The 25,904-nt window shown below is 45.7% G+C and carries 27 protein-coding genes, 4 rRNA genes and 1 pseudogene; 14 read left to right on the top strand and 18 right to left on the bottom strand.

The window, feature by feature from the left end; genetic code table 11:
• Window positions 1-52: 52 nt before the first annotated feature.
• Window positions 53-1,096 carry an ATP-binding protein gene (locus QUA16_RS10485; protein ID WP_333103272.1) on the bottom strand — a complete coding sequence of 348 codons (1,044 nt, stop codon included), beginning with the start codon at window positions 1,094-1,096 and terminating at the stop codon, window positions 53-55.
• A gap of 46 nt (window positions 1,097-1,142) precedes the next feature.
• Window positions 1,143-2,039 (bottom strand): DUF4114 domain-containing protein, encoded by an 897-nt coding sequence (locus QUA16_RS10480; RefSeq protein WP_333103274.1) that lies wholly within the window; start codon window positions 2,037-2,039, stop codon window positions 1,143-1,145.
• 728 nt (window positions 2,040-2,767) lie between these two features.
• Here QUA16_RS10480 and hslO point away from each other — a divergent pair.
• Together hslO and QUA16_RS10470 are read left to right on the top strand one after the other, a co-directional pair.
• Window positions 2,768-3,667, top strand: a complete 900-nt coding sequence (hslO, locus tag QUA16_RS10475; protein ID WP_333103276.1) for an Hsp33 family molecular chaperone HslO — start codon at window positions 2,768-2,770, stop codon at window positions 3,665-3,667.
• A gap of 617 nt (window positions 3,668-4,284) precedes the next feature.
• Window positions 4,285-6,348 (top strand): hypothetical protein, encoded by a 2,064-nt coding sequence (locus QUA16_RS10470; protein ID WP_333103278.1) that lies wholly within the window; start codon window positions 4,285-4,287, stop codon window positions 6,346-6,348.
• A 1-nt stretch (window position 6,349) separates the two neighbouring features.
• Here QUA16_RS10470 and QUA16_RS10465 read toward each other — a convergent pair whose 3' ends face one another.
• From QUA16_RS10465 to QUA16_RS10440, 6 genes are all read right to left on the bottom strand, one after another.
• Window positions 6,350-6,505: a hypothetical protein gene (locus QUA16_RS10465; RefSeq protein WP_333103280.1), complete on the bottom strand. Its 156-nt coding sequence runs from the start codon at window positions 6,503-6,505 to the stop codon at window positions 6,350-6,352.
• 92 nt (window positions 6,506-6,597) lie between these two features.
• Window positions 6,598-7,353, bottom strand: a complete 756-nt coding sequence (locus QUA16_RS10460; RefSeq protein ID WP_333103281.1) for a tRNA(His) guanylyltransferase Thg1 family protein — start codon at window positions 7,351-7,353, stop codon at window positions 6,598-6,600.
• Complete coding sequence (locus QUA16_RS10455; protein WP_333103283.1) at window positions 7,334-7,819, bottom strand: AAA family ATPase; 486 nt, start codon at window positions 7,817-7,819, stop codon at window positions 7,334-7,336. Before QUA16_RS10455 ends, QUA16_RS10460 begins: the two co-directional genes overlap by 20 nt.
• 6 nt (window positions 7,820-7,825) lie before the next feature.
• Window positions 7,826-8,299, bottom strand: coding sequence for a TspO/MBR family protein (locus QUA16_RS10450; RefSeq protein WP_333103284.1), 474 nt, complete (start codon window positions 8,297-8,299; stop codon window positions 7,826-7,828).
• Window positions 8,300-8,875: 576 nt separating this feature from the next.
• Window positions 8,876-9,457 (bottom strand): hypothetical protein, encoded by a 582-nt coding sequence (locus QUA16_RS10445; protein ID WP_333103286.1) that lies wholly within the window; start codon window positions 9,455-9,457, stop codon window positions 8,876-8,878.
• A 41-nt stretch (window positions 9,458-9,498) separates the two neighbouring features.
• Entirely contained in the window at window positions 9,499-9,672 is a 174-nt protein-coding gene (locus QUA16_RS10440) for a hypothetical protein (protein WP_333103288.1), read from the bottom strand.
• A 154-nt stretch (window positions 9,673-9,826) separates the two neighbouring features.
• On the opposite strand from QUA16_RS10440, the gene QUA16_RS10435 reads away from it, so the two are divergent.
• The gene (locus QUA16_RS10435; RefSeq protein ID WP_333052014.1) at window positions 9,827-10,141 is read left to right on the top strand and encodes a zinc ribbon domain-containing protein; all 315 of its coding nucleotides are present in this window, start codon (window positions 9,827-9,829) and stop codon (window positions 10,139-10,141) included.
• A gap of 181 nt (window positions 10,142-10,322) precedes the next feature.
• Here QUA16_RS10435 and QUA16_RS10430 read toward each other — a convergent pair whose 3' ends face one another.
• Entirely contained in the window at window positions 10,323-11,207 is an 885-nt protein-coding gene (locus QUA16_RS10430; protein WP_333103289.1) for a DUF1232 domain-containing protein, read from the bottom strand.
• A 79-nt stretch (window positions 11,208-11,286) separates the two neighbouring features.
• Here QUA16_RS10430 and QUA16_RS10425 point away from each other — a divergent pair, with 79 nt between their 5' ends.
• On the top strand, window positions 11,287-12,111 hold the full coding sequence (locus QUA16_RS10425; RefSeq protein ID WP_333103290.1) for an NAD-dependent epimerase/dehydratase family protein: 825 nt from the start codon (window positions 11,287-11,289) through the stop codon (window positions 12,109-12,111).
• Between the two features lie 60 nt (window positions 12,112-12,171).
• Here the strand turns inward: QUA16_RS10425 and QUA16_RS10420 are convergent, their stop codons facing one another.
• From QUA16_RS10420 to sufB, 6 genes are all read right to left on the bottom strand, one after another.
• Window positions 12,172-12,804, bottom strand: a complete 633-nt coding sequence (locus QUA16_RS10420) for a Uma2 family endonuclease (RefSeq protein ID WP_333103292.1) — start codon at window positions 12,802-12,804, stop codon at window positions 12,172-12,174.
• Between the two features lie 158 nt (window positions 12,805-12,962).
• Window positions 12,963-13,475, bottom strand: coding sequence for an Imm1 family immunity protein (locus QUA16_RS10415; protein ID WP_333103293.1), 513 nt, complete (start codon window positions 13,473-13,475; stop codon window positions 12,963-12,965).
• Window positions 13,476-13,526: 51 nt separating this feature from the next.
• Window positions 13,527-14,789, bottom strand: coding sequence for a SufS family cysteine desulfurase (locus QUA16_RS10410; protein WP_333103295.1), 1,263 nt, complete (start codon window positions 14,787-14,789; stop codon window positions 13,527-13,529).
• A gap of 232 nt (window positions 14,790-15,021) precedes the next feature.
• Window positions 15,022-16,365, bottom strand: a complete 1,344-nt coding sequence (sufD, locus tag QUA16_RS10405; RefSeq protein WP_333103297.1) for a Fe-S cluster assembly protein SufD — start codon at window positions 16,363-16,365, stop codon at window positions 15,022-15,024.
• Complete coding sequence (gene sufC / locus QUA16_RS10400; protein ID WP_333103298.1) at window positions 16,362-17,153, bottom strand: Fe-S cluster assembly ATPase SufC; 792 nt, start codon at window positions 17,151-17,153, stop codon at window positions 16,362-16,364. Before sufC ends, sufD begins: the two co-directional genes overlap by 4 nt.
• A 290-nt stretch (window positions 17,154-17,443) precedes the next feature.
• Window positions 17,444-18,886, bottom strand: a complete 1,443-nt coding sequence (gene sufB, locus QUA16_RS10395) for a Fe-S cluster assembly protein SufB (protein WP_333103299.1) — start codon at window positions 18,884-18,886, stop codon at window positions 17,444-17,446.
• Between the two features lie 188 nt (window positions 18,887-19,074).
• Between sufB and sufR the strand changes: the two genes are divergently transcribed.
• The 9 genes from sufR (at window position 19,075) to QUA16_RS10350 (ending at window position 23,005) form a co-directional block, all read left to right on the top strand.
• The gene (sufR, locus tag QUA16_RS10390; protein WP_333103300.1) at window positions 19,075-19,779 is read left to right on the top strand and encodes an iron-sulfur cluster biosynthesis transcriptional regulator SufR; all 705 of its coding nucleotides are present in this window, start codon (window positions 19,075-19,077) and stop codon (window positions 19,777-19,779) included.
• Between the two features lie 222 nt (window positions 19,780-20,001).
• On the top strand, window positions 20,002-20,409 hold the full coding sequence (locus tag QUA16_RS10385) for a hypothetical protein (RefSeq protein WP_333103301.1): 408 nt from the start codon (window positions 20,002-20,004) through the stop codon (window positions 20,407-20,409).
• 209 nt (window positions 20,410-20,618) lie between these two features.
• Window positions 20,619-20,735, top strand: a 5S ribosomal RNA gene (gene rrf, locus QUA16_RS10380).
• 382 nt (window positions 20,736-21,117) lie between these two features.
• Window positions 21,118-21,234, top strand: a 5S ribosomal RNA gene (gene rrf, locus QUA16_RS10375).
• 134 nt (window positions 21,235-21,368) lie between these two features.
• Window positions 21,369-21,584, top strand: coding sequence for a hypothetical protein (locus QUA16_RS10370; protein WP_333103303.1), 216 nt, complete (start codon window positions 21,369-21,371; stop codon window positions 21,582-21,584).
• Window positions 21,585-21,629: 45 nt separating this feature from the next.
• A 5S ribosomal RNA gene (rrf, locus tag QUA16_RS10365) occupies window positions 21,630-21,746 on the top strand.
• 323 nt (window positions 21,747-22,069) lie between these two features.
• Window positions 22,070-22,324 carry a DUF4258 domain-containing protein gene (locus QUA16_RS10360; RefSeq protein WP_333103304.1) on the top strand — a complete coding sequence of 85 codons (255 nt, stop codon included), beginning with the start codon at window positions 22,070-22,072 and terminating at the stop codon, window positions 22,322-22,324.
• Between the two features lie 11 nt (window positions 22,325-22,335).
• Complete coding sequence (locus tag QUA16_RS10355; protein ID WP_106332875.1) at window positions 22,336-22,554, top strand: DUF2283 domain-containing protein; 219 nt, start codon at window positions 22,336-22,338, stop codon at window positions 22,552-22,554.
• Between the two features lie 40 nt (window positions 22,555-22,594).
• Window positions 22,595-23,005, top strand: a complete 411-nt coding sequence (locus QUA16_RS10350) for a transcriptional regulator (protein WP_333103305.1) — start codon at window positions 22,595-22,597, stop codon at window positions 23,003-23,005.
• An 82-nt stretch (window positions 23,006-23,087) separates the two neighbouring features.
• Here the strand turns inward: QUA16_RS10350 and QUA16_RS10345 are convergent, their stop codons facing one another.
• A complete protein-coding gene (locus QUA16_RS10345) occupies window positions 23,088-23,255 on the bottom strand; it encodes a hypothetical protein (protein ID WP_333103307.1) in 168 nt (55 codons plus the stop codon).
• Between the two features lie 44 nt (window positions 23,256-23,299).
• On the opposite strand from QUA16_RS10345, the gene rrf (QUA16_RS10340) reads away from it, so the two are divergent.
• Window positions 23,300-23,416 (top strand): 5S ribosomal RNA (rrf, locus tag QUA16_RS10340).
• A 158-nt stretch (window positions 23,417-23,574) separates the two neighbouring features.
• Here the strand turns inward: rrf (QUA16_RS10340) and QUA16_RS10335 are convergent.
• Entirely contained in the window at window positions 23,575-25,437 is a 1,863-nt protein-coding gene (locus QUA16_RS10335) for an ATP-binding protein (RefSeq protein ID WP_333103309.1), read from the bottom strand.
• A 157-nt stretch (window positions 25,438-25,594) separates the two neighbouring features.
• Window positions 25,595-25,750, bottom strand: a pseudogene (locus tag QUA16_RS36885) (DUF6753 family protein); the annotation flags it as partial.
• Between the last annotated feature and the right edge of the window lie 154 nt (window positions 25,751-25,904).

Below are 25,904 nucleotides of genomic sequence, written 5' to 3'. Positions count from 1 at the left end.
TTGTTCCATACTTAGAAAGGAGACGACAATTATTTATCAATACACTGTTTGGTTATTTTGTCAATGCGTAAGTCCTATGTTCTATCCAAGCTGTTGGCATTCCTGTCAGGTCAGAAGCAGTCAGAGGGCGAAGGGATGGGGAAGAAAGCGGCTTGTCCTCGACATAAACGTAGCGAACCCCTAGATGTTCTGCCATTTTAGCCAAGATTGTTTCAGCACGAAACGGTTTTCGCACGAAATCGTCAAACCCAGCGGCGAGGGCAGTTTGACGATCTTCTTCCAAAGCGCTGCTGGTGAGGGCAATGATGATGGGACGGGGGATATCGCTAGCTTTAATCTGTCGGGTGACGGCATATCCATCCATTACGGGCGTCCGAATGTCCATCCAAATTAGGTGGGGTGAAAAGCTTTGCACGATCGCGATCGCCTCTTGTCCGTTGGTAGCTGTTTGCACCTCAAATCCGATCGGGATTAGTAATTCCACTAACAGTTGGCGATTTTCAAGTCGATCGTCAACAACTAGAATTCGATAGGGAGTTTGTCCGGCAGCCAGTCCGACAATCGATCTTTCCGGTTCCAACTTGATCGCCCCCCCTGCTGCTAATTCCACTTGAATCTCAAACCGGAAGATGCTGCCTTTACCGACTGTACTCTCAACAGCAATCTCGCCCCCCATGAGTTGTACGAATTCCCGACTGATAGACAATCCCAGTCCCGTTCCCTCTTGAGAATGCAATCCGGTTGCAGTTTGGACGAAGGGCTCGAACAGGCGATCGCGTTCCGAGGGAGCAATGCCAGCACCCGTGTCTGCTACGGTGAAGAGGAGAGTGCGTTCCTTGCCTCTTTCTACTCGTAGCGCGACACTTCCGGCTTGGGTAAACTTAATCGCATTACCGAGCAAATTGATTAACACCTGACGTAATTTAGCTTCATCGGTACGAACGAATTGAGGCACATCGCTCGATCGAGTAAACTTCAGTTGCAAACCCTTCGATTCGGCTTTCAAACGGAGCATTTGTCGTAGCGTATCTAGCAGCGCGTAAAGGTCGAAATCCGTTGCTTGAAATGTTAGCCGTCCCGCTTCGATCTTAGACATTTCCAAGACATTATTAATCAACGCCAGTAGGTGTTCCCCGCTGCGATTAATGGTGTCCAAATATCGCTGTTGCGTCTGCGGCGCGAGGTTGCTGATTCCAGCAGCATCGCTGCGCGATCGCGGGCGGTGTTGTATCGTTGGGAACTAAGCTGTTAGCGTAGCTGATAATTTGCTGTCCCAGAGAGGTAGTGCGCCATTCTCTGGCTGGGTTGATGACACTGCCGAGTGGGGTGGCGCTGCCGGTGGCCCCGATAAAGCTGACGATAATATCATTGTAGTCGCGGTCTGTTTGGGCCGCCGGATCGTCTTCAATGGCAAAGGTATTGCCCGAACCTTTAATGTCGGCGAGTGCTAGCTGGTAGCCGCTGTTGGTGGAATTAGTTGGGGAGACGGAGAATAAAGGGCGGCGATCGGGTAATAAATTCCACAGCAATTGGGTGGCGTAAGATGTTTGTATTGTGCCATTGGGAATCACCATGACAGCGAAGGTGTCACCTGGGGTCATGGTGAAGTTTTTGAGGCCGGTGTATGGCCCCGAACCCCAATTAAATTCTCCTGGCATTGAACCGCTGAATTTGGCGCCTTCGGTAGAGTCGCGGAGTACAACGCGACCTAACGTGGAATTGGTGAGAACTCTGCGGAATGATTCTAGGATGAAGGCTTGTGAACCGGGGATTAAGGTTTCCATCCCCTTCATGCTGAAAATAGCCAGTTCCCCTTGGTAGTATCCTCCATCAAACAGGTAGTCTGCACTGACTTGTCCGCTAGCACCAACTTGGAAAACTCCGGCTGGCAAGGTGCTATTTTTTGCCTGCCGTTCGGGGGTGGATGCGCCGAGGAGTTGGCTCCAAACGGTGTGGCTAGCTTGTGTTTCTACTTTTTCGCCAGTTAAGATGTCGCTGCTTGCTATGTCTGAGGGCAGGGCATTTGGGGCTGACCCCAAGAGTTGCGGTTGTGTTAAAAATTGTTCAAAACTATTGCCATCTTCAACTTTTTGTGGCGTTAAAAAATTGATAGTGGACGCTTGTAAAAGTGGAACTTGAAGGCTATTGAAACTGTCGGCAATACTGCTTGAACTTAGTAACTTTCCTCACGTTAATAAATCGGTTTTTGTTAATCTTGGATTAATTCCCAATGGCTTTTCCAGAGGCAATAAAACGTCTTGAATTTTATTCATATAGCGGTTCTCAAAAAAGTGAGGTATGCCCTATGCCCACGGAGGCCTATGCCCTATGCCCACGGAGGCCTATGCCCATGAGTACCTCATCTTTCTGAGAAAGGCTATATATCCTCATGATTATTTAGCAGTAAACCCGAATCGCCATCGAAAAATTAACTAAAAAGTAAAAAAATACCGCAGACAGGCGCAGATAGATGCAGATACGTTGGGATAAAAACTGACGCTACACATCAATGCGCGAAATTCTGTAAATATACTCTTTTTCTCTTTCTATGTAGCAAAGCATACACGGCTTGGAGTTTTATTTGTTCAAAAAAAGTTTAAAGTTTATAAACATAAATTGCGAAATGTAATATTATTGCTTTGATAGTTAAAACAAGTTCGATCGCACATCCAGGCCCGCTGAGTCAACTGCTGCTCTCTGCTGCCACAATTTTCAAGAACTTCTAAAATAGTTCAAGAAGGTATCAAAAGACAAAGTAAGGTTTTTCATGGCCGATCAATTAATTCGCGCTACAGCCGCAGAGGGCGGAATTCGCGCTGTAGCCGTCATTTCCACCCGCCTCACCGAAGAAGCAAGACGGCGGCACAAGCTCTCCTACGTCGCTACAGCCGCCCTCGGCCGCACGATGTCAGCAGGGCTGTTACTCGTCTCCAGCATGAAACGCCCCGAATCGAGAGTCAATATTCGCATCAAAGGAGATGGGCCGCTGGGCGGGCTTCTGGTTGATGCGGGACTGGATGGAACGGTTCGAGGTTATGTGGACAATCCCGAAGTGGAATTGCCACCCAATGCTAAAGGTAAACTCGATGTCGGCGGGGCAATAGGTGACGGTTATTTGTACGTGGTGCGGGACGTTGGATATGGCTTCCCTTATTCGAGTACGGTAGAATTGGTTTCCGGCGAAATTGGCGACGATCTGACTCACTATTTGGCAACCTCGGAGCAAACGCCTTCGGCTCTGGTTTTGGGGGTGTTTGTGGGGGCGGGCGGGGTAGAAGCGTCTGGGGGTGTGCTGTTGCAGGTTCTGCCGAAGGCGGCAACGGACGAAAAATTGGTGCAAACTTTAGAATCTAGAGTTGCTCAATTGTCGGGCTTTACGCCACTGCTGCGATCGGGCAAAACGCTGCACCAGATTCTCGAAGAGTTACTGGGAGATATGGGGCTGGAAATTTTCCCGGAAACTCAGATGGTGCGCTTTGACTGTGGCTGTTCGTTCGATCGAGTTTTGGGAGCTCTGAAAATGTTGGGCGAAGCGGAACTCCAAGACATGATTGAAAAAGATGGGGGGGCTGAGGCTACGTGCCATTTTTGCAACGAGGTTTACCAAGCTAGCAGCGATCAGCTTGCGGAACTGATTGGCGATTTGCGATCGAACTCCGGTTCTTGAGATAATAATTGGTAATTGGCAATCAGGAGTGCGAGTTGGGGATAAAGGCCTTGACCAATTGCCAATTACCCATTATCAATTACCTAATCACAAAATTTTGATTTTTGCGGTTTGGCGATCGGCTCTTGTAGTCTTTCGCCTGCACGAGTATTTAAAAGTGGTCAGTAACTCAGGGCTAAAGCCACTGAGCTTGTAAGAGAAATCGAGCAAGCTATGCTGACCAGACCCCTCGCAAGAGGAGACGTTATTTAGGTCACGACACCGGCGAATGCGACGCCAGTTTTCCGCTCTGTCACCTGCGATTAAACAGTTTTAAAGTCACTGAAACAGTGTCGCAGGTCTAACAAGCCTTTATAACCAGGTCGAGGCGAACATTACCCCGCAAGGGAGACTGAGGCAACCATACCTCATCGGAGGGGCAACCATACCCCTCCAACCCGAAAGGGGAAAGACTCAAGGCGATTGAAATCGCCGAGTCGTTTTCCTCTCAGGACTGAAGTCGCGCTCGTTTCCCACTTACCGAGTTTTTTTATGAATACATTCTATAGAGCAGTCAATAGCAGCGATCGCTGTTTTGAAATAATTAAGACAGGCTGGTTGTTGTTTGTGGTGAGGATATGAGTCAAGATCGCAAAACATCAGGCCGTTGGTCTGCATCAGAATCCTTGGAGTCAACAAAGGATACTTCGTCGCTGGTGCGGCTACCAGCAAGGAAAAACCGGGCTGAACGACTTAAAGAGCTTCGAGAATTGGTTACTTCGGGAAAACTGCCGGGAGGGCATCTGGAACTACCGCCGAATTTGTCTGGGGAAAACTCGCAGCCGCCGGGGGAACACAATCCGTTGTGGCGGAACTGGTCGAATAAGTGGCAGTTTTGGCTGGCGCTGAGTTTGATGCTATCGGTGGGTATGGGGTTTGTGGCAATTGCCTCTTTACTCAACCTGACCTCGCAGTCCAATTGCTCAAAGATTTTTTGGCCGACGGCTTCTGCTAACGATCGCTTTTTTTGCGCTCAAGAAGCAGCAAGCAAGCGGACGGCGGATGATTTGCTCAGGGCGATCGAATTAGTGAATGCTTTGCCACAAGACCATCCGCTGCGGCCGAGAATTAACACTCAAATCGATCGGTGGTCGGAGGATATTATTAGGCTGGGAAATGCTAGTTTCCAAGAAGGAAAGCTGGAGGAGGCGATTGCGATAGCGAACAAGGTTCCTAAAAACGTTCCCGCTTACCCGAAGGTGGAAAAGCAGATTGAAAAGTGGCAGTCGATATGGAGCGATGCAGAGAAAATTTACCGCACGGCTGAAGACCACTTGCGTCAGGAAGAGTGGCCGCTGGCTTTCCGCCAAGCTACTCTGCTTTTGGATTTGGGAAATACTTTCTGGGAATCGGCTAAGTACGAGGAATTGACTAAGCTAATTCAGACGACTCGGGCTGAGGGCAATAAGTTGGTAAAAGCCCGGAATAAAGCCTCCGAGGGAGGTCTCGACAATCTGGTGACGGGCATTAAGCTGGCTGAGGGAATTGATCAAAACAGTTATTTGTATCAAGCTGCCAATAAGGCGATCGCGGAATTTAGCAAGAAAATTATGGAGATCGCCCAAAAACGCTTGCAGGCTGGGGATTGGCAGGAGGCGATCGCGATCGCAAACAAGATTCCTGAGTCGGCAAATTTAAGGGAACAAGTACAAGATTTTAATGAGTTGGCGAATGCTACTTCTCAGGCTTTGACTGGCTCTGTTGAGGGTTTCTCCAAGGCGATCGAGATTGCTCAAAAGTTGAAGTCCGGCCGCCCTTTATACAAGCAAGCTCAAGATTTAGTCGGCCGCTGGCAACAAGAAATGGCTGATATAAAAGTTTTGGATATGGCAAGCAGGCTGGCGGCGCCGGGTGGGGTCAATGATTTGAGGGCTGCGATCGCGCAATTGCAAACAGTCCCGGAATCAAATCCCCGCGCTTCGGAAGCTCGCCGTCAAATTAGCACTTTGAGCCGTCAAATCGAGCTGCTGGAAGACAGTCCGTATTTGCAAAGAGCGAACGATTTGGCGAGTACGGGCGATCCGAATGCTCTGGAAGCGGCCGTTGCTCAAGCTTCTCGGATCGCTAGAGGTAGGGCGCTTTACGTGGAAGCTCAAACCAAAATTCAAGCTTGGATCGAGAGGAGACAGCGGCTTGTTGACCAGCCGTTTTTGGATAGAGCTCAGCAGCTAGCGGCGGGCGGCAATTTGGCGGGGGCAATTGAGATGGCCCGCCGGATTCGATCGGGACGGGTGCTTTATGAGGAAGCTCGATCGAACATTCGGACTTGGGAGGCTCAATTTCAGGGCGAGCAAGGTTTGCAGAACGCCCGTCAAACCGCCCGATCCGGGACTGCTGACGCTTTGCAAACGGCAATTGGGCTGGCAAGTCAGGTTCCGGAGTCGAGTTCGCTCCGGTGGCAGGCGAGTGAGGCGATTGATGAGTGGAGTCAGCGGATTTTGGCGCTGGGTGTGGAAGAGTCGTCGTCGGATCTGGCTGGGGCGATCGCGACTTTGAAGAAAATTCCTTCGGGTACTCGGGCTTTTGAGCAAGCTCGATCGCAAATCAAAGTTTGGGAGGAGTCGCTGAATTCTCGGGATGCGGAATCTCCGGCTCCCGAACCGCCGGAAACTGAGCCTCCGACCAGCTCTAGGAGTCGCTAGGTTAACTGGTTTGCCCGACATTGGGCGGGGGTTTAAACCCCCGTCTCACAGCTTGCATTCGGTTAAAACTCACATCTTGCACCATTGTCAATAAGCCTTTTATGAACAGGCAAGATGCCTGTTCCACAAAGAGTGAATTTTCTTGTGGAACAGGCATCTTGCCTGTTCTTGAGAATGCTGCAAGATGTGAGTTAAAACAAACTAAGAATTCATCAATTGCCAGCGGATTTGACAAGATATCCTTAATCGTTAATCGCCAACATTTAAAAATTGGTAAATAAATTCTTTGTATTCCTCTTTCACGGGGAGCTCTTCATCGACTTTGAGTCGCCGCCGCACTGCCACAACTTCTTTGCGTTCGATCGGGTTATAACCTGGTTTATCGTATTTTTCCCAATAAACTCCCGTTCCCCGGCGCTGCCAAGCCGGCAGTTCGTTAAAGTTAATTCCGTTTTGAAACAGCAATTCGTTTTTGAAAGCCACCGATTGTTTGTCTAATATAACTGCTGCATTTTCACCCGTTTCGCCATTTTTTCGCAGCATCCAATAACTCCAGCCATTCAAAGCGCAGCGCGCTGCATCTGCTTGGCGCCATAGAAAATAATCTACTACTTGCGATTTGTTTGCTGCAGAACAAATGCGGCTGTCAAAACTGACGGCTGTTTGGGCGGCGCGAGTGAAAGTTGCACTGGCAATACTGGCAGAAATAGAGACAATTTTTTCTAAGCTGCGGTCAAATAAATCCCAATCTGGAGGAAACAAAACTGAGATTTCGTCACTTTCGGTATAAGCGTAAATGCCGTCTAGTTCTGACAGGAGCGCTTTGGCAGTTTCCACCATTAATTCGTGGAATTTTAAGTCGAAAGGCTTATCAAAACTGGAGGAAGTAAATTTGGAAAAGCTGCGACCGTCGGCGCGAATTACTGTGTGAGTTCCCGGCAATAAACGCAGGCTGTGAAAATATTCAAGCTCGCGCATTTTTTTTTCAAATGTCTGATTGTCCATGAATAACTTCCTCTGCGGGCCAGGTTTTTACTTCAAAGGTTAAGTTTTCTGCTATGCGGGCCCAAAACAGCCGTTCAAACCCTTCGCCGTAACTGGGAAATACCATTTTTTTTATAGTAGCATAAATTGCTATGTCGGGAACTTGAGATTTGCCCGATCGCTTTTGATTTCGAGCTAAACAGTCGCTGACTGTAGATTCAAAGTAGTAACCGATGATTTGGGCATTATAGGTGCGACCCATATCAATCAGCGGCTTGCGATCGAGAACTTCGGGATTGGTATTATCAACTGCGACTGAATGACCTGCTTGCAGTGCATTTTCAATTAATTGAATTTGTCGGCGCGATTTATTTTTATTGTTTCGCATTAAATCTTTGCTGACCAAAACGTGCGTGGCAGCTAAATAGTCGCGAAAAAATGTGCTTTTTCCCGATGCTTGCAATCCCATTAAAATGACTAATTCCATGAGAGGCTAAACATCCGCCGGATTCAGGTGCATCATTACCCAAGTGGTGTAAGTGCCGATCGGACTCCAAAGTATGTAAGGTAGTAATAACAGGGCGGCTGGCTCGGAAACTGGCAACACAGTTAAAGCTAGGATTACGCTTAAAATAGCGCCCGTTCCGCCGATTATTGTGCCGACTTTTAGGCTCCTAACTTTGCACATAACCGACGTGTAAGACATAGTTACTATTTCTAAAAGCAGGTACAAACCCATTCTCAGCCAAGTCTCCTGAGTTCCTGGTTGTTTTTCCCAGACAATCACTGCTGACCAAGCTGCACAAATAAAAATTACTGTCCAAATTAGGGGAATTGCTCTTTCAAATACTAGCCATCTCGGACGCTGCAAGCGGTTGAACCATTGGATGTCCCTGGGCGGGATTAAGCTAGCAGCTAAAGCTACTACAAAGGCGACGCCTCCAATTACCATCCAGGATTTAATCATTTTTTTACCTTGGGCGAGGTTGACAGGTTCAATTCTGCAGATATTATCTCTAATTTGGGCGATCGCGCAATCTGTCCCTAGTTATACTAGATTGAACCCAGTCGCAAAACCCAACATCAGTTGACAAGTAATTTAGACTTCTGGGAAACCTCAATTTATTCTCTTCTATTCCCCTTCATAATATAAAAAATGTGACCGAAAGCATCCAGGATACAAGCCCCCGGGTTCATCCGTCCAGAAATAAAAAACCTGTATCCGATGAAACTTGCCCCCCAATTTACAGCATATTCCATATATGTGTAGCACAAAGAAACCGGGTTTCGAGCAACAGAATCAGTTTAGAGTCTAGAACTGTAAAGAAACCCGGTTTCTGGGGTGTATTTCATAAGTCTGGAATCTGCTGTATCTGTGGGGTCAATGCTTCAATTCTTTAATCTAAAATCTAAAATCTAAAATCTAAAATCGATTGACTCTTGCTCCCTCCCCTTGACAAGGGGAGGGTTCTGGTCTGCTTTTCAGTAAATTTGACCAGTAAATTGAACGAAAAGTCTCTTAGCCTTTCACAAAAATCGGCTGCTAGCCGAGCCGATGATGCTGTTCTAATTCTAAACTAGAGTCATCCTCTTTTTTGGGAACCAGAAGCGTATTTTCGCTGCTCGGTTGCAACACAGCTTTAATCACTTGGAGAAAACGGTTAGGCTTTTTAGTTTGACCGTTGAGAGTGCGGCGGTCTTTCACTTTTTGAGAAAGATGCCGCATCACAGACAAATCGAGTTCATCTATGAAATGGTCTGCTATACGTTCTCCCATTAAATCTATAGCTTCAGCATACTGATCTGTCAGCGTTTCTATGGCATCGTATGCTTCGTCAGCAACTTGACTTGCTACTGTTTTATTTTGGTCGCCCGGTGTCTGGGAATGGGTTCGGCGGCGGTCTAAAAGACTTTGGTAGTCAGCAATGCTCATTCCCAAATTGTAAAGATGGTGATGAGCGTGATCCATCAAATCTACTTCACTGGGATAGAAGAAACCGCGAGTGCTGTTAATGCCGTGCAGTTTTGCCCAACGCCGCAGATTTGTCTCATCTTGCAGTTGGTATCGCTCTAACATTTGAGCTGTATTCAGCTCTACTTCTGGCGTAACTTTGAAATCGCTCATCGGTAAATCCTCGCTGGTGAGTAAATAAATAAAATTGAAACTTAGAATCTGTGATTGGCGTACAGTCTGAAAATCACGATCGATCCTGTGACGGCATTGAGGGAAGTCTTGCGGGCATTTGCTAGCCGTCGATCGTGCGATCGTGCGATCGTGTCAGAGGATTTCAGGGTAGGGTACTTTTGGGCTGTGTCTCGATCGCATCCGGGAGCAAGCACACAGGGTTAATAATATAGCTGATTTAAGGTTTCAACAACCGTTAAAAATAGTAAAGTTTGATTCTTAGGGTTGAATTTTTAGTAATGTTGAGCTATAATATTCTCAATTACCGTGCAATTAGTAATTTTAGTAGTTGCAAACGAGATTCTTAGTATGCCTGTATACGATTATTTGTGTCCCGAAAACAACCAGCAGTTAGAAGTTTGGCACAGCATGAACCTGGAAGTTTCGACTTGGGGTCAACTGTGCGAGTTGGCTAAGCGCGAACCCGGCGAGACTCCCGCAGATGCTCCAGTACGCCGACTGCTGAGCGCTCCGAGGTTGATGAAGCCGACATCGGACACCGATTATAAAAATCAGGGGTTCAGCAAGTACGTGAAGCGGGATGAAGGGGTTTATGAAAATGTCACGGCTAAGGATGGTGAAAGCCGTATTGTCAATCGAGATGGCAAGCCGATTAAAGACTGAACTCGGTAATTGGTAATTGGTAATCGGTAATTGGTAATTGGTAATTGGTAATTATTCCTAATGACTAATGACTAATGACTAATGACTAATGACTAATGACTAATGACTAATGACTAATGACTAATGACTACTGACTACTGACTACTGACTACTGACTACTGACTACTGACTTCTAATATTATTAGCCAAACCAATCTTTCATTTTTTGTTTGGCTTGTTCTTTAGTATCAGCATTAATGTATACTGAAACAGTAGCTATGGCCGCCAGTAACACTCCCAAATCGTCTGTAAATCCGATGCCGACTAATATATCGGGAATGGCATCAACAGGAGATATAAAATAGGTCAAAGCTCCAACTACAACTCCTTTTGCCCAAGCAGGCACGTTGGGGTTCTGAGCCGTATAGTAGAGAATCAAAGCTTTTTCAACTACTTCTCTTCCTGCGGTTAAAGCAAAGTTTTTAAGTTTAGTCCAAAAACTTTCATCTGAATAGTTAATTTTGGGGTTGCTGAGGTTTGTTGTGGTTCCTTTCCGGTCGATTAAATCGAGAGGAATACCCTTAGTTTTAAGCTGGGAAACAGCAGACTTGAAGGAGGCTGAAACCTGATTTTTATTAGGGGCAGCCTCCTGTATTTGTTTCATGTCTGCGATGAATTCCTGCATGGCTGGGATTTGCAAGTCAGAAACCGCCAGCAGTTTTTTTGCGGATTGGATAGCCTCGCTTTCTGCGGGATGCAGCGTCTTATTTGCCCCAGCAATGTTAATTAAAAAATACATGACTCCCAAACGCAGCGGTTCTTCTGACTTGCTGAGTGTTTGCAAACAGTCGCCCAGTGATGGGGGACTGGCTGTGTAGGATTGGATTTGAGTCTTTGCAGAGTCAGAAAATTTGTCTAAATTTATGGTTTTAAACAACAAATCTAGTTCGTCAATATCAACGGAACCATCGGCGGCTGCGATCGCAAACAAAGAACCATAAAAAGCTAAAAGTTCGCTTTCTGAGGATGTGGCAAAAATATCTCTCTCGGACACGATGCTACTCCGATCGATAACGACGCTTTGCATTTTACCACAAAAGTCAGCGGGCCATGATTGCAGAAACCGGCAATAATTTTAGAGAGCATGACACAATGGAGAATTTTTTATGAAAGTTGCGATCGTCGGCTGCGGCTATGTGGGTACTGCGACAGCCAAACATTTACGCGACAAATCTGATTGTACCGTGACGGCGACAACTACGACGGCGACGCGAGTAGTTGAGTTGGAGGGTGTCGCGCAGCGGGTAGCCGTGCTCAAAGGAAATGACAAAGATGCAATGACGGCTGTACTGCAAGAACAAGATGCTGTTATGCTGTGCGTCGGTGCTCCAAATCCTCATACTTATCGGGAAAGTTATATAGATACTGCGACAACTTTAGTATCGGTTTTACAGCAGATACCGACAGTAAAGCAGGTTATTTATACGGGTACTTATTCTGTGTATGGCGATCGCCAAGGTGAATTGGTAAATGAAGAATCACCCGTAGCGCCGGCTAATCCAAACGGTGAAATTCTCGCAGAAACAGAACGGATTTTATTAGCAGCATCGAGTCCCAATCTTCACGTCTGCATTCTCCGTTTGGGAGGAATTTATGGGCATGGCCGAGAATTAGTTAAAATCTTTGGAGGCTGGGCTGGGAGCACTCGTCCCGGTAGGGGGGAAGATGCTACTAATTGGGTGCATCGAGATGATATTGTTGGGGGGTTAACCTTTGCTTTGGAAAATCGATTGCAGGGAATTTACAATTTAGTCGGGGATGTGTCGCTATCCAGTGGTGAATTGCTCGATCGCATTTTTGAAGCTAATAATTTGCCTAAAGTTTCTTGGGATGGAAGTCCTAGCGTGCGGCCTTATAATGCTAGGGTGTCGAATCAAAAGATTAAGGCGGCTGGTTATCAGTTTATCCATCCTGAAATTAGGGAGTTTTAATAGTCCTGGGCGCAGCACCTAATTATGTAGGGTGTGCACGGCGCACCTTGCTAGAGAATATTATATTTTCCCTTTAACCCAAGTTCTAAAGGATTTCAGCAAAGCAATTTCTCCTATCGTTTGAGTGCGACTGAAAAACCCAGCCATTTCTGCTGCCGATACAAAGGGAAAAGCAATACTAAAGTCGCGCTCAATATATTCAGTTTCTACCAACTGATAAAATTTCAAAACTCGCCCGTTATATAGCCAGAGTTCCGGGACGCGAAGTGCGGAGTAAATGGCAAACTTATCAACTGAACTGCTGGTAATATCTATTTCAATTGCTAAGTCGGGCGGTGGGGCAGTTTCTAAATCTAGTTCTTGCCTGCCTCTAACTGCTGCTTCATTTTGGATATAATAACAGTTATCTGGTTCTATGCCTTTTTTGGCATTTTTGAGTTTGAGAGTAGTTGAGCCAGCACTTTTAATTTCAATGTCGAGTTCTTCTGCTAAAGCCAGGATGAAATTACCGAAATTGCTCTTGTAGTTCTCATGTTCAAATAGTGGCGCCATAATTTCCAGTCTCCCTTCATCGTAAGCTATGCGATAACCTCGCTTATCGCCTATTTCTTTGAGCAACGTTTCAAAGGTCTGCCAGCTAATGTTTTCTAGCAGTGTTCTCTGTTCGGCTAAACTTGAAGTAGTAGCAATCATCTCAAAATCTCCTTGAGCTGAGAAAACTCTAGTTTTATTTTACCACAGGCCCAGATACTATCAAAAAGGGGGTTCTTTTTTTGAACCGCAGATGCAGGCGGATAGACGCTGATGAACGCGGATGGATGAAAGGGCGATCGCACTTCACTTAGGTTGTGTTAAATCTTATTTGATGACACCGCTAATTCTTTCTCTTCTTCCCAAGACAGTGATATTTGAAGTTGTCCTGATACTGTAAATCTGTGAGCTGCCAACAGTGCCGTCTCTAAATTTACACACATCCGGGCGGAATAATTACCTTCTTGTCCGCCGATAACTAGCTTTTCTATTGCATCTGGTTTTGATGGCTCTACTAAATTATGGAAGCTAACGTTATCAAAAGTTACGTTAACAATATATTTGCCGGATTCGCCGCCACCAATGCTCATATAACACTCGTCATCTGCACCCAAGGTAACTAAAGTTTTAGTTTTCCCATTTAACTCGCGGATGGCTTGTTCTATTTGACTCCAAGTAGGACTTTCTATTAAGTCACCTTCATCCTGGTTGCCCACCCAATTTTCTGCTGATAGGTTTAACACAAACATTATCGCCTCCTTATATTTGGGATTGCGATCGCTCTCTTCTTCATCCGCGTTTATCCGCGTCAATCCGCCTTCATCTGCGGTCAAAAAAAGGGCGATCGCTTCTCAATTTCTACCCGCGCACCATCACCTACCAAATTACCCCATAATCCCACCAAAAAAGTCGATCGTCTCTTTCAACGCTTTCACAAACACATCAATTTCCTCGCGAGTATTGTAAAAATACAAACTCGCCCGCGCCGTAGATGAAACGTTCAAATAGCGGTGCAAAGCTTGCGTGCAGTGATGCCCGGAACGAATCGCGACTCCCTCCTGGTCTAACATGGTAGACAAGTCTTGAGGGTGAATTTCTCCGGCTGTAAATGCCGCTAATGCAGCCCTACCTTCGCCGTTGCTGTCTGGCTGCGGCCCGTAAATTTTGATTTCGGGAATTTGCCGCAATTGTTGGAACATATAAGCATTCAATTCTGCTTCGCAAGCGTGAATCTTATCCATGCCAATGTTACTAAGATAATCGATTGCTGCACCAAGGGCGATCGCCTCGCCGATTGCAGGTGTGCCGGCCTCAAATTTGTGCGGCAAATCGGCATAGGTGGAATATTCTAAAAACACGTCAGCAATCATCTCGCCGCCGCCGAAAAACGGAGGCATTTCTCTCAGCAAGTCCAGTTTACCGTACAGAAAACCGATGCCAGTCGGAGCGCACATTTTGTGACCGGAAGCAACCAGCCAATCGCAATCAATTGCTTGCACATCTACTATCATGTGCGGCACGCTTTGGCAAGCATCAATTAAAACTCTTGCGCCGAAACTGTGGGCAATCTTGCAGATTTCTTTGACTGGACTGATGCAGCCCAAAGTATTAGAAACGTGAACGGTTGACACCAATTTAGTTTTATGGGAAATTAGCGTTTTAAACTGTTCCAAATCAAACTCGTTAGTTTCCGTTAACTCCACAAACTTCAGCACAGCACCGGTTCTTTGAGCAATCATTTGCCAGGGAACGAGATTGCTGTGGTGTTCCATCACCGACAGGATAATTTCATCTCCGGCTTGCAGATTGCTCAAACCCCAAGAATAAGCAACCAAATTAATCGCTTCGGTAGCGTTGCGAGTATAGACAATTTCTTGCCGCGACGCCGCATTTACAAACGCCGCAACTTTGTCTCTAGCACCTTCGTAAGCATCAGTCGCTTTGGCGCTGAGAGTGTGAGCGCCGCGGTGGACGTTTGCATTGTATTGTCCGTAGTAATCGCGCCAAGCGTTGAGCACAGCTAGGGGTTTTTGAGAAGTAGCTGCATTGTCTAAATAAACTAGCGGTTTACCGTTAACTTTTTCATTCAAAATTGGGAAGTCGCCGCGAACTTTTGATGCAAGTGTTTTTTCTTGAATAAGTGTCATAATTTTTGAAGTTAGTATTGTTGTGGAACTCGCTTATAAGGCGTATTCTGAAACCCGGAGATCCCCCCTAACCCCCCTTATTAAGGGGGGGACAAGAGTATTCTCAAAGTCCCTCTTATCCAGGGAGGGACAAGAGTATTCTCAAAGTCCCCCTTCTTAAGGGGGATTTAGGGGGATCTCCGGCTTTGATTGCAAAGGTAATAAAACACCCTCCCGTCTGTTGCTAATTCCTTTATCCTTGGATAGCCATGCAGGTTGAAAGCATTTTCGCCACCCCAAGAATCGGTAATTGATTGAGCATTTCCGCCGCAAAAGCATCGATTAGCAAATAGCGACTTCTTTCTAAATCCAAACCGCGACTTTGCAAGTAGAAAAGTTCATCATCTTCTAATTGACTGACAGTTGCACCGTGGGAACATTTAACGTTGTCGGCGACAATTTCCAACTGCGGTTTGGTGTCTACGCGAGCTCTCGGCGACAGCAACAAATTCCGGCTCAATTGTCCGGCATCTGTCAATTGGGCGGCTTTGCGAACGAAAACTTTGCCGTTAAATACAGCGCGAGCTTTGTTGCCGACAATGCACTTGTGAAGTTGGCGACTTGTACCGTGAGGGTGATTGAAATCGATTACACTGTGAGTGTCCGACAACTGTTCCCCAAAGGCTACGCTTAAGCCGTTTAAAGTTGTTTCAGTGGCTTCGCCGCGCTGAAAAACTTCTAAATTGTGGCGCGATATTTTGCCTCCCAAGCTGATAGCATGACAAGTATAACGGCTATTACGAGATTGCTCGATCGCACTTTTGCCGATATGAACAACTTCCCCACCTTCCCGCTGCAGCCGAACGTGATTCACAGTAGCGTTTTCGCCGACAATAACATCCGTTACAGCATTCGTAAATGCAGGGACATTACCGATAGTTGCGTAATCCTCAACCAGCGTCACATTGCTTCCAGGCTCAGCTATGACCAAGCAGTGCGGCTGGGACATCATGGGAGATGCACCTGGCGCTGTCAGGAACAGCAAGTGAATTGGAAGGTCGATCGACATATTGGCCGGCACGAACACCACCGCAGAATCGGCTAAACCCGCAGTATTCAGGGCAGTAAACACCTCAGTTTGCTGTCTGTGCTTGCTCAAAACATCGCTGATGCGCCCTTGATATTTTTCGGGTACATTGGATAGATTACCTGCGTAAAAGTCGAGCGGCAAATTCGGAAAAACCGACGACTCCACCGTTGACAAATCCGGCGCATAAAACCCATTGACAAATACCAATCTTAATGGTAAATCTGCCTTGTTTTTCACTGGCATAATGATATCAGCCAGCTTAACTTTTGACTGATTGCTCTGCGGTATATGAAAAGGAATTTGCAACACCGACGACAAATCAGTAAAGCGCCATTCTTCATCCCTCACCGTCGGAAAAGTCGAAGAAAGCACGTATTGATTCGCCACATCCCGCAAATCCTGCAACCCGTAAGCCGCAATTTTGCTATTAGCAACCTCCAACTTGCGGCACTGATTCACCAAATCAGCCAAAAACATTTCCCTACTCGCAACTTGCGTATTCATCATCGCGCGCCTACTCCTGCTGCTTCCTCTTCCACAACCCAGTCATAACCGCGCTCTTCCAATTCCAGCGCCAACTCTTTCGGGCCAGTCAAGATAATTCTGCCGGCTTCCATGACGTGAATAAAATCAGGAATAATGTAATTCAGCAACCGTTGATAGTGAGTAATCACCAACATCGAATTTTCAGCATTTGACAAATGATTCACACCGCCGGCGACAATCTTGAGAGCATCGATATCCAAACCAGAATCAGTCTCATCCAAAATAGCTAATTTCGGTTCCAACAACGCCATTTGCAAAATTTCATTCCGCTTTTTCTCGCCGCCGGAAAAACCCTCATTTACGCTGCGGCCTAAAAAAGAATCATTCATCTTGACAATATCCAGCTTGTCCTCGATTAAATCTTGGAAATCAAAAGCATCCAATTCTTCCAAGCCGCGATGTTTGCGGTGAGAATTGTAAGCCACGCGCAAGAAATCCAGATTGCTAACGCCGGGAATTTCCAAAGGATATTGAAAAGCCAGAAATACGCCAGCCAAAGAGCGTTCTTCCGGCGGTAATTCCAGCAAATTTTGACCCAAAAAAGTAACTTCTCCGCCCGTTACTGTATAAGCAGGATGACCGGCTAATATTTTGGATAAAGTGCTTTTTCCCGAACCGTTCGGGCCCATAATCGCGTGAATTTCACCCGATTTAATTTCCAGATTCAAACCCTTAAGGATTTGGGTATCTTCCACATTCGCAGTTAAATCGCGGACGGATAGCACCACTTGACTATTTTCTACAATCATCTATTTTTGTCCTTTTCCTCAATGCACTTTACAGTTTTTTGGCTCGTTCTTCTCGTTCCTAGGCTCTGCCCATTGGTGACAATTTAACGTTAAACCGATAGTCCGCCAGGGAATGAATTCCCTGTCTCAAAGCTAAAGTCCTCTGAAGAGGACTGAGAAGAAAATTTTTAAACTCATTAGTCCTGTTTAGAGGAGTTTAGCTATTAGCCAAGGAATTCATTCCCTGGCGGACGGGGAGCTTAAGTTGTCACCGATGGACTCGGCCTGGAAGAATTTCTTGCCCGCGAAAATTATCCGACACTTCCTTCCAGCTTCAGACTCAACAGCTTATCAGCTTCCGCCGCAAATTCCATCGGTAACTGATTGAAAACATCTTTACAGAAACCGCTAATCATCATCGAAATAGCATTTTCTGCGGAAATTCCCCGCTGTGCGAAGAAGAACAATTGCTCTTCCCCAATCTTAGAAGTAGAAGCTTCGTGTTCCACTTTAGCAGTATGGTTCTGCACTTGAATATAAGGGAAAGTATTCGCTTGAGCGTTATCCCCAATCAGCATGGAATCGCACTGAGAGTAATTACGAGAGCCTTTAGCATTCGGCCCCATTTTTACCAAACCGCGATAGCTGTTGGATGAATTTCCGGCAGAAATTCCCTTAGAAATAATCGTGCTGCGAGTGTTTTTGCCAACGTGGATCATTTTGGTACCGGTGTCAGCTTGCTGCTTGTTATTTGTCAACGCTACCGAGTAGAATTCGCCCACCGAGTTGTCGCCGACTAACACGCAACTGGGATATTTCCAAGTAATCGCGGAACCGGTTTCTACTTGTGTCCAAGAAATCTTAGAATTGACTCCTTGACACAAACCCCGTTTGGTTACAAAGTTGTAAATGCCGCCTTTCCCGTTGGCGTCCCCAGCGTACCAGTTTTGCACTGTGGAGTATTTGATGTCGGCATTGTCCATTGTTACCAATTCGACTACGGCGGCGTGCAGTTGATTGGTGTCAAACATCGGCGCGGTGCAGCCTTCTAGGTAAGACACAGAACTGTTTTCTTCTGCGACAATTAGGGTGCGCTCGAACTGGCCGGAATCTCCGTTATTGATCCGGAAATAGGTTGACAGTTCCATCGGGCATTTTACGCCTTTGGGAATGTAAACAAAGGAACCGTCGCTGAATACGGCGGAGTTGAGGGCTGCAAAAAAGTTGTCGCCGACTGGTACGACGCTGCCGAGATATTTTTCTATTAATTCGGGATAATCTTTGACGGCTTCTGAAATGGAACAGAAAATAACACCATCTTTGGCTAACTTTTCTCTAAATGTTGTGGCAATTGAAACGCTGTCGAAAACGGCATCGACGGCGACATTTCCGAGCCGCTTTTGTTCGGATAGGGGAATGCCTAGTTTCTCGAAGGTTTCGAGCAGTGTCGGGTCTACTTCGTCCAAACTGTTGAGCTTTTTGGGCTTTTGTTTGGGGGCGGAATAGTAGATAATTTGTTGGTAGTCGATCGCGGGATAGTTGACGTGGGGCCAGGTGGGCTCGGTCATTGTCAGCCACTTCCGGTATGCTTTGAGGCGGAATTGCAGCATGAATTCCGGTTCGTTTTTCTTGGCGGAAATCAGGCGGACTACATCTTCGCTCAAGCCGCGGGGGATGGTGTCTGATTCGATGTCGGTGACGAAGCCGTATTTGTAGGGCTGGTTGACTAAGGTTTTGACTGTGGTAGAACTCATTATTTTGCGTGTTCAGTGTTCTAGATAATGCTCTCTGGATGGCAGACGGGGCAATGCCTGTCAGGGCTTGAGCGAGTTCTGCTGGACTGCTCTGGGAAGTTAAACAACAGATTTGTTGCTTTACTATATTTTAAGCTACATTAACAATAGTGATATTGTCAAAGTCAAATTAATAATTTTTTGTGAAGATGATGGAGACTACTCAGCAGACTTCCACGAAACAAGACATCCTGCAATATTTGCTCAAGGGGGGGCAGGGGACGGCTATTGAGTTGGCGGAGTCTTTGGATATCAGTCCGCAGGCGATTCGCCGTCACTTGAAGGATTTGGAAGCGGAGGGGCTGATTCAGTATCAGTCGGTTCAGGCTGGGATGGGGCGGCCGCAGCACATTTATGAGCTTACCAGTCTGGGGCGCGATCGATTCCCGAATCGTTACGGTGATTTTGCTGTCTCTTTTCTGGATACGTTGGCGGAAACCGTCGGCCGCGAGCAAGTGATTACTATCTTGCAAAAACAGTGGCAGCGCAAGGCGACGGAGTATCGGCGGCTGGTGGGTGCGGGTTCGCTGCAAGAGAGGGTGACTAAGTTAATGGAACTCCGCAGGGCTGAAGGTTATATGGCTGAGTGTTATCCTGTAGAATCTGTAGAGGTTGGGATGTGCGATCGCGCTGGTTTGGGCGATCGATTTGTGTTGATGGAACACAACTGCGCGATTTCTAATGTTGCTGAAACTTTTCCGAGTGTCTGCGGTAATGAGTTGGAAATGTTTGCAGCGGTTTTGCCGGATTGTATTGTGGAGCGAACTCACTGGATTATTGATGGGGAACACCGCTGCGGTTATTTGATTGCCAGAAGGAAGGAAGAAGGAAGAAGGAAGAAGGAAGAAGGATGAGGGAAGGCACTACACGGATTTTGACACGGATACACGGATGGGTGTTTTTACCAATTACCAATTACCGACAGCACTACACGGATTTTGACACGGATACACGGATGGGTGTTTTTTGCTTTTACCCATTGCCAACAGCACGATACGGATTTTGACACGGATACACGGATAGAAGTTTTTACGGATTACCAATAACAAATAACAAATAACAAGTAACTAATAACTATGGAACCGCTAGCAGATTTTTTAAAGCCGGAAGAGTGCGCCGAAGTTGATATGGCTCTGCTGTCGTCGAAGGAAAAGTTTTCGGCGCGGCTGGCAATTTATGCTTTGAGGGTGCTCAGGCAAATAGCTGGGGAGACAGGTTTGCCGGTGGGTGAGGTGACTAATGGGCAGGTGATGGATTGGATTAAGAATGATGAGAGTGTTAAAGGGTCGATCGAACTTGATGCGAGTTTTGAAAACTTTTTTACGAATTTGGTAATTGCGTCTTTGCGGCCGTTGAGGCAAATTGCGACAGAATCGGGAGGGTCGATCGAACAATTAACAGTTAAGCAGGTCGTGGCGTGGTTTGTGAAGGACGGGAAGATTCGCAGAGAACAGGGAACCGAGGCGGCGTTTTTGGACTTGTGAGTTAAAGGTCGATCGCTCCCACTGGCAAATAATACGTCAAACTCGGCTATTGGGGGCGGTTTCGGGCGATCGAAAAAAAACTTTTGACAAAGGGGTTGACAGACTAGGGAAAACTTGATAAGGTAATTAAGTCGAGCGAAAGAGATGCAGCGCATCAAGCTTAGCATTAAGCTAAACGCAGACACAGGATTAAAAGTTTTCAAAGCTTTCCTGGTGCTTATGATGTAATGGAACCACTCCGATCCATCCCGAACTCGGTTGTTAAACGTTGCTATGGCGAAGATACTCGGCGGGTCACTGCCCGGTAAAATAGCTCAGTGCCAGGTTAATAATAAATTAAAGCTCTTTTCCCGCAACAACGGAAAAGGGCTTTAGTTTTTTGGTGAGTTATTAAGCATCTACACCACAGCAAGTCTTGGGCCCTTTGTAGAAATCTCAATATTCTGGGTCAGCAGCAGATTTGTGGTTGATCGAACTTGATGCGAGTTTTGAAAACTTTTTTACGAATTTGGTAATTGCGTCTTTGCGGCTTTTGAGGCAAATTGCGACAGAAGCTCGGCTATTGGGGGCTGTTTCGGGCGTCGAAAAAAAGTTTTGACAAAGGGGTTGACAGACAGGGGAAAACTTGATAAGGTAATTAAGTCGAGCAAAAGAGATGCAGCGCATCAAGCTTAATGCAGACACAGGATTAAAAGTTTTCAAAGCTTTCCTGGTGCTTATGATGTAATGGAACCACTCCGATCCATCCCGAACTCGGTTGTTAAACGTTGCTATGGCGAAGATACTCGGCGGGTCACTGCCCGGTAAAATAGCTCAGTGCCAGGTTAATAATAAATTAAAGCTCTTTTCCCGCAACAACGGAAAAGGGCTTTAGTTTTTTGGTGAGTTATTAAGCATCTACACAACAGCAAGTCTTGGGCCCTTTGTAGAAATCTCAATATTCTGGGTCAGCAGCAGATTTGTGGTCGATCGAACTTGATGCGAGTTGTGAAAACTTTTTTACGAATAGGGTGGTGGCGTCTTTGCGGGATGAGAGGCAAATTGCGACAGAAGCTCGGCTATTGGGGGCGGTTTCGGGCGATCAAAAAAAAGTTTTGACTTTGGGGTTGACAGACAAAGGAAAACTTGATACAGTAATTAAGTCGAGCGAAAGAGATGCAGCGCATCAAGCTTAGCATTAAGCTAAACGCAGACACAGGATTAAAAGTTTTCAAAGCTTTCCTGGTGCTTATGATGTAATGGAACCACTCCGATCCATCCCGAACTCGGTTGTTAAACGTTGCTATGGCGAAGATACTCGGCGGGTCACTGCCCGGTAAAATAGCTCAGTGCCAGGTTAATAATAAATTAAAGCTCTTTTCCCGCAACAACGGAAAAGGGCTTTAGTTTTTTGGGGAGTTATTAATCATTCTCTTTATGGCTTGGCGGTTGAAACCGCTACTAAACAAACGAAGTCCGCCTCCGAGGACTAAAGAATAAAGAGGTTATTAAATCAGGATTTGGTATCATCTCCTGCAAGCATCGCTCATGAACTAGCTCTTGCACAACCATCCGCCTTGGACTAAAGTTAGTTTATGGACTTAGTTTTTTAAGAGCATGGAAACTGTAAATATCCATGTGAATTAGGAATTTAAAATTTTAATTTATTGGACAAGAAAGAGTGAAACCTATTAGATTAAGTAATCATGCCCAGGAACAAGCGATTGAAAGAGGTACCAATGAAGCCGAAATTATTGATACCATTATGACAGGTAATCGACAACTTGCTAAAAATGGTAGGTACAAATATCAAGCTACTTTTCAGTATAATAATGATTGGCAGGATAAGTTCTATTCTCTCAAGAAAGTAGTACCGATGGTTGCCGAGACTGATACTGAGTTAGTTGTGATCACAGTGTATACATTTTATTTTTGAGGTAAAAGTTTATGAAGATTAGTTATGATTCCGAAATTGATGCTCTCTACATTAGGCTTGTAGAAGGTAAGCATCAGTGTCGCACTTTACAGTTAACTGACGAAATTGCTTTAAATATTGGGGAAAATGAGTTATTGGTAGGGATAGAAGTTTTAGATGCTACACAGGTTTTAGGTAGTGGAAATGTACCTAATGTAGTGCTAGAAAATATAGCTTTTACTGTAGCTTAAATAGGGAAAGCAATCGCTACCTGTGTCAATCTAAGTAAGGATGAGTGGAAAAATGATCCGTACTTTTGATGCAAAATCTTATACAGATTTACTTGTTCGCTATCAACCAAAACCGATCGCAAATGAAGCAGAAAACGAGGCCGCGATCGCTCTCGCTTGCGAACTGGAACACCGCCCTCTGCGATCGCTGGAGGAAGAGCTATTTCTGGAGCTTTTGATAACGCTGATTGAAAAATTTGAATCTGAAAATTATCCGATTTCTGCCGGAAATGCTGCTTCAATGTTGCAACATTTAATGGATACGAGAGATTTGGACAAATCCGATCTGATTCCTGTTTTGGGAACGGAAACAGAGGTTGAGAAAGTTTTTGTTAGCGGAAGGGATCTCGAAATAGATGAAGCCAGGAAGTTAGCAGAGTTTTTCCACGTTGATATTAGTTTGTTTCTCTAATCGCGAGCTGCTACTTGTTGAGTAGGAGTTGCTAATATTCGCTCTCCGGTTGATTAATCATTAGTTTTAAGCGATCGACCTCCTAGAACCATTTTGCCCAAGCTTTAGCAATATCGTCTGGGAGTTTGGGTTCAGCTATTCTATTTTCCTGCTGGTGCATCACAAAGTCGAGGAAGTCGTTGATTTCGGGCAAAAATGATTCGGGAAGTTGCTGCAATTTAGCGATCGCTATATCACAAATAGTCATCATAATTGCCTTTTTCAGTCGTATTTATTTTAACACAATCATAACAACATCGTGCTTATGATGTAATGGAACCACTCCGATCCATCCCGAACTCGGTTGTTAAACGTTGCTATGGCGAAGATACTCGGCGGGTCACTGCCCGGTAAAATAGCTCAGTGCCAGGTTAATAATAAATTAAAGCTCTTTTCCCGCAACAACGGAAAAGGGCTTTAGTTTTTTGGGGAGTTAGGCGAAGAGAGAAAGTGAACATTACAAATAAAACCTCATCGCAGATAACCTCAAAAGTCGAACAGAAAACCTTTCGGCGGTGGGGCGCATTGTGTTAGGCAGCATCACGGATTTGCTGCTTGACAAGGATTTGAATCACAAACTCCGTTCCCTTACCAGGTATTGAGAAGCAATCTAATTTACCGCGATGTTTCTCCGTGACAATCTGATAGCTAATCGGCAGCCCCATGCCCGTTCCCTTACCGACAGACTTTGTGGTGAAGAATGGATCGAAGAGGCGTTTCTGAACAGATTCAGGCATTCCCATCCCGTTATCAGAAATTGCAATTTTTACCCACTTTGAATCAATCATGGCAGTCCGAATGGTAATCAGGTTGGGATTTTCCTTCAGTTCCTGATAGGTTCGTTTGACGTTGGCTTCTTCGAGCGCATCAATGGCATTTGCCAGGATGTTCATAAACACCTGATTGATTTGACCAGGATAGCATTCTATGAGCGGTAGATTACTATAATCACGAATTACTTGAATCGCTGGACGCTCTGGTTTATCTTTCAAGCGATGCTGCAAAATCAACAACGTACTATCAATGCCCTCATGAATATCAACGGCTTTGAACTCAGCTTCATCCATTCGTGAAAAGTTGCGGAGTGACAACACAATCTGGCGAATGCGATCCGTGCCGAGTTTCATGGAGTCGAGGACTTTAGGTAGGTCGGCTTGGATAAACTCCATATCAATATCTTCCACCTCAGCTTGGATTTCGGGTGCAGGGTCGGGATAGTAATTCTGGTAGAGTTGCACCAAACCTAATAAATTGTGGGCGTATTCCTGCACATGAGTCAAGTTGCCGTGAATGAAGTTGACTGGATTGTTGATTTCGTGTGCTACCCCTGCCACCATTTGCCCCAAAGCAGACATCTTTTCGCTTTGCACCATTTGAACATGAGTGCGTTGCAGTTCCTCTAAGAGTTGTTGCAACTGCGTATTTTTGTCGCTGAGTTCTTGGGTTCTTACCTCGACTTGAGATTCAAGGGTTTGGCTGTAGTTTTCGAGTTGTTCGTTGGCTGTTTTCTGTTGCTGTAACAGTTGTTGAACAGCGCGAATTAATTGGTTAAAAGCATTAGCAAGCGTTCCAATTTCATCATCTTGTTCAACAGTAGCTTGTAACTCAAAATTAGATTCTTCAGTAGTTCGTCTGGCAACGCGGGTCAGAGATTGAATGGGTTGGGCAATTGCTCGGCTGGTCAAAACTGCTAAAAGAATGGCGATCGCCACAGACAATCCAATACTCGCAGCCACAATTTTCTCTGAAACTGCGTTCGCTTGCTGTTGCGAGCTTTCTCCTTCTTCAAGTTCCTGGTAAGCTCGGTCAATTAAACCCACTAGATCATCCGAGATACCGTCAAATTCAAGTGCCAAATCGCTATTTGTAAATTCCAATATTAGCTTTTGGGCTTGCTCAACATCAGCGGGTAATGCGAGATTCAGGTTGCGAATTCGTTCAACTCGGTGTTCTAATTCCTGTGAGTAGCGTTGTGGTACGCGGTCATGGGTTTGCAAGAAGGCTAGAATCGTTGCTTGGTGCACACGATCTTGTAGGGTCGGAGACTTTGCCACAAATTCCTTAAGTTCTATCCAAGTTTCTTGGATTCCAGCTTTATGCTTCAGCAGGTGAGCATATTCATGCTGAAATTTTGCTGGGTATTCCGCTAGAGGAATGAGTTGTTGTTGGTGGGTTCGGGTTTGGAGAACACGAGATTGTAGACGATGCAAAAGTTCCACTTCGTTGCGTAGGTGTTCTTCTTGCTCTTCAGCCTGTTTTTGATAGTAACGCCCAACTCCAAAACCAGCAATTGTTCCACACACAGCAATGCTGAGAGCAAGAGTGTATCCTAAACCGATCTTTTGCCCAACTCTGAGACTGGATAACCGTTGTCCTAAACTCTGGTGCACCATATAACCTTCTCTAGCCCTACAGGAGATTTGCTTGACCAAGTGCCCCTATTTGCTCATTTTAAGCCTTTAAGCTTGAAAACGGAAAACTCATATGTTTAGGATAGGTTTTCCCTTACAGCCTTTACCTCTTGAATTTACGCTTTTCTAAAGGCTCTACCTAAATCGTACAGAACCCCGAAGTAGCTGGCCACCCCGCCACTTCCAAAGTTACCCCCAAACGCCGAATATCTTTTTTGCATTCTAAATTAGCACAACTATCCAAATTCCACCCGATCAAATTTGGTGCAAACTTCCCCTCAGCGCTAGTTGCCCACCGTAAAGTCTCTGGCTAGTCTTGAGTTAGATGAACTGCCTTTCCCGGCTCAAACCCCCCTTACGACCCAACTTCGCTACTTGAGACTGGTTTGGAAACTATATGCATTGGGTACTTCATTAATAAATTTGATGCACTAATTCTATCGTAAAAT

Source organism: Microcoleus sp. S13_C3 (genome assembly GCF_036700905.1).
Taxonomy (GTDB): Bacteria; Cyanobacteriota; Cyanobacteriia; order Cyanobacteriales; family Microcoleaceae; genus Microcoleus.
This window is presented reverse-complemented; position numbering and strand designations above follow the sequence as displayed.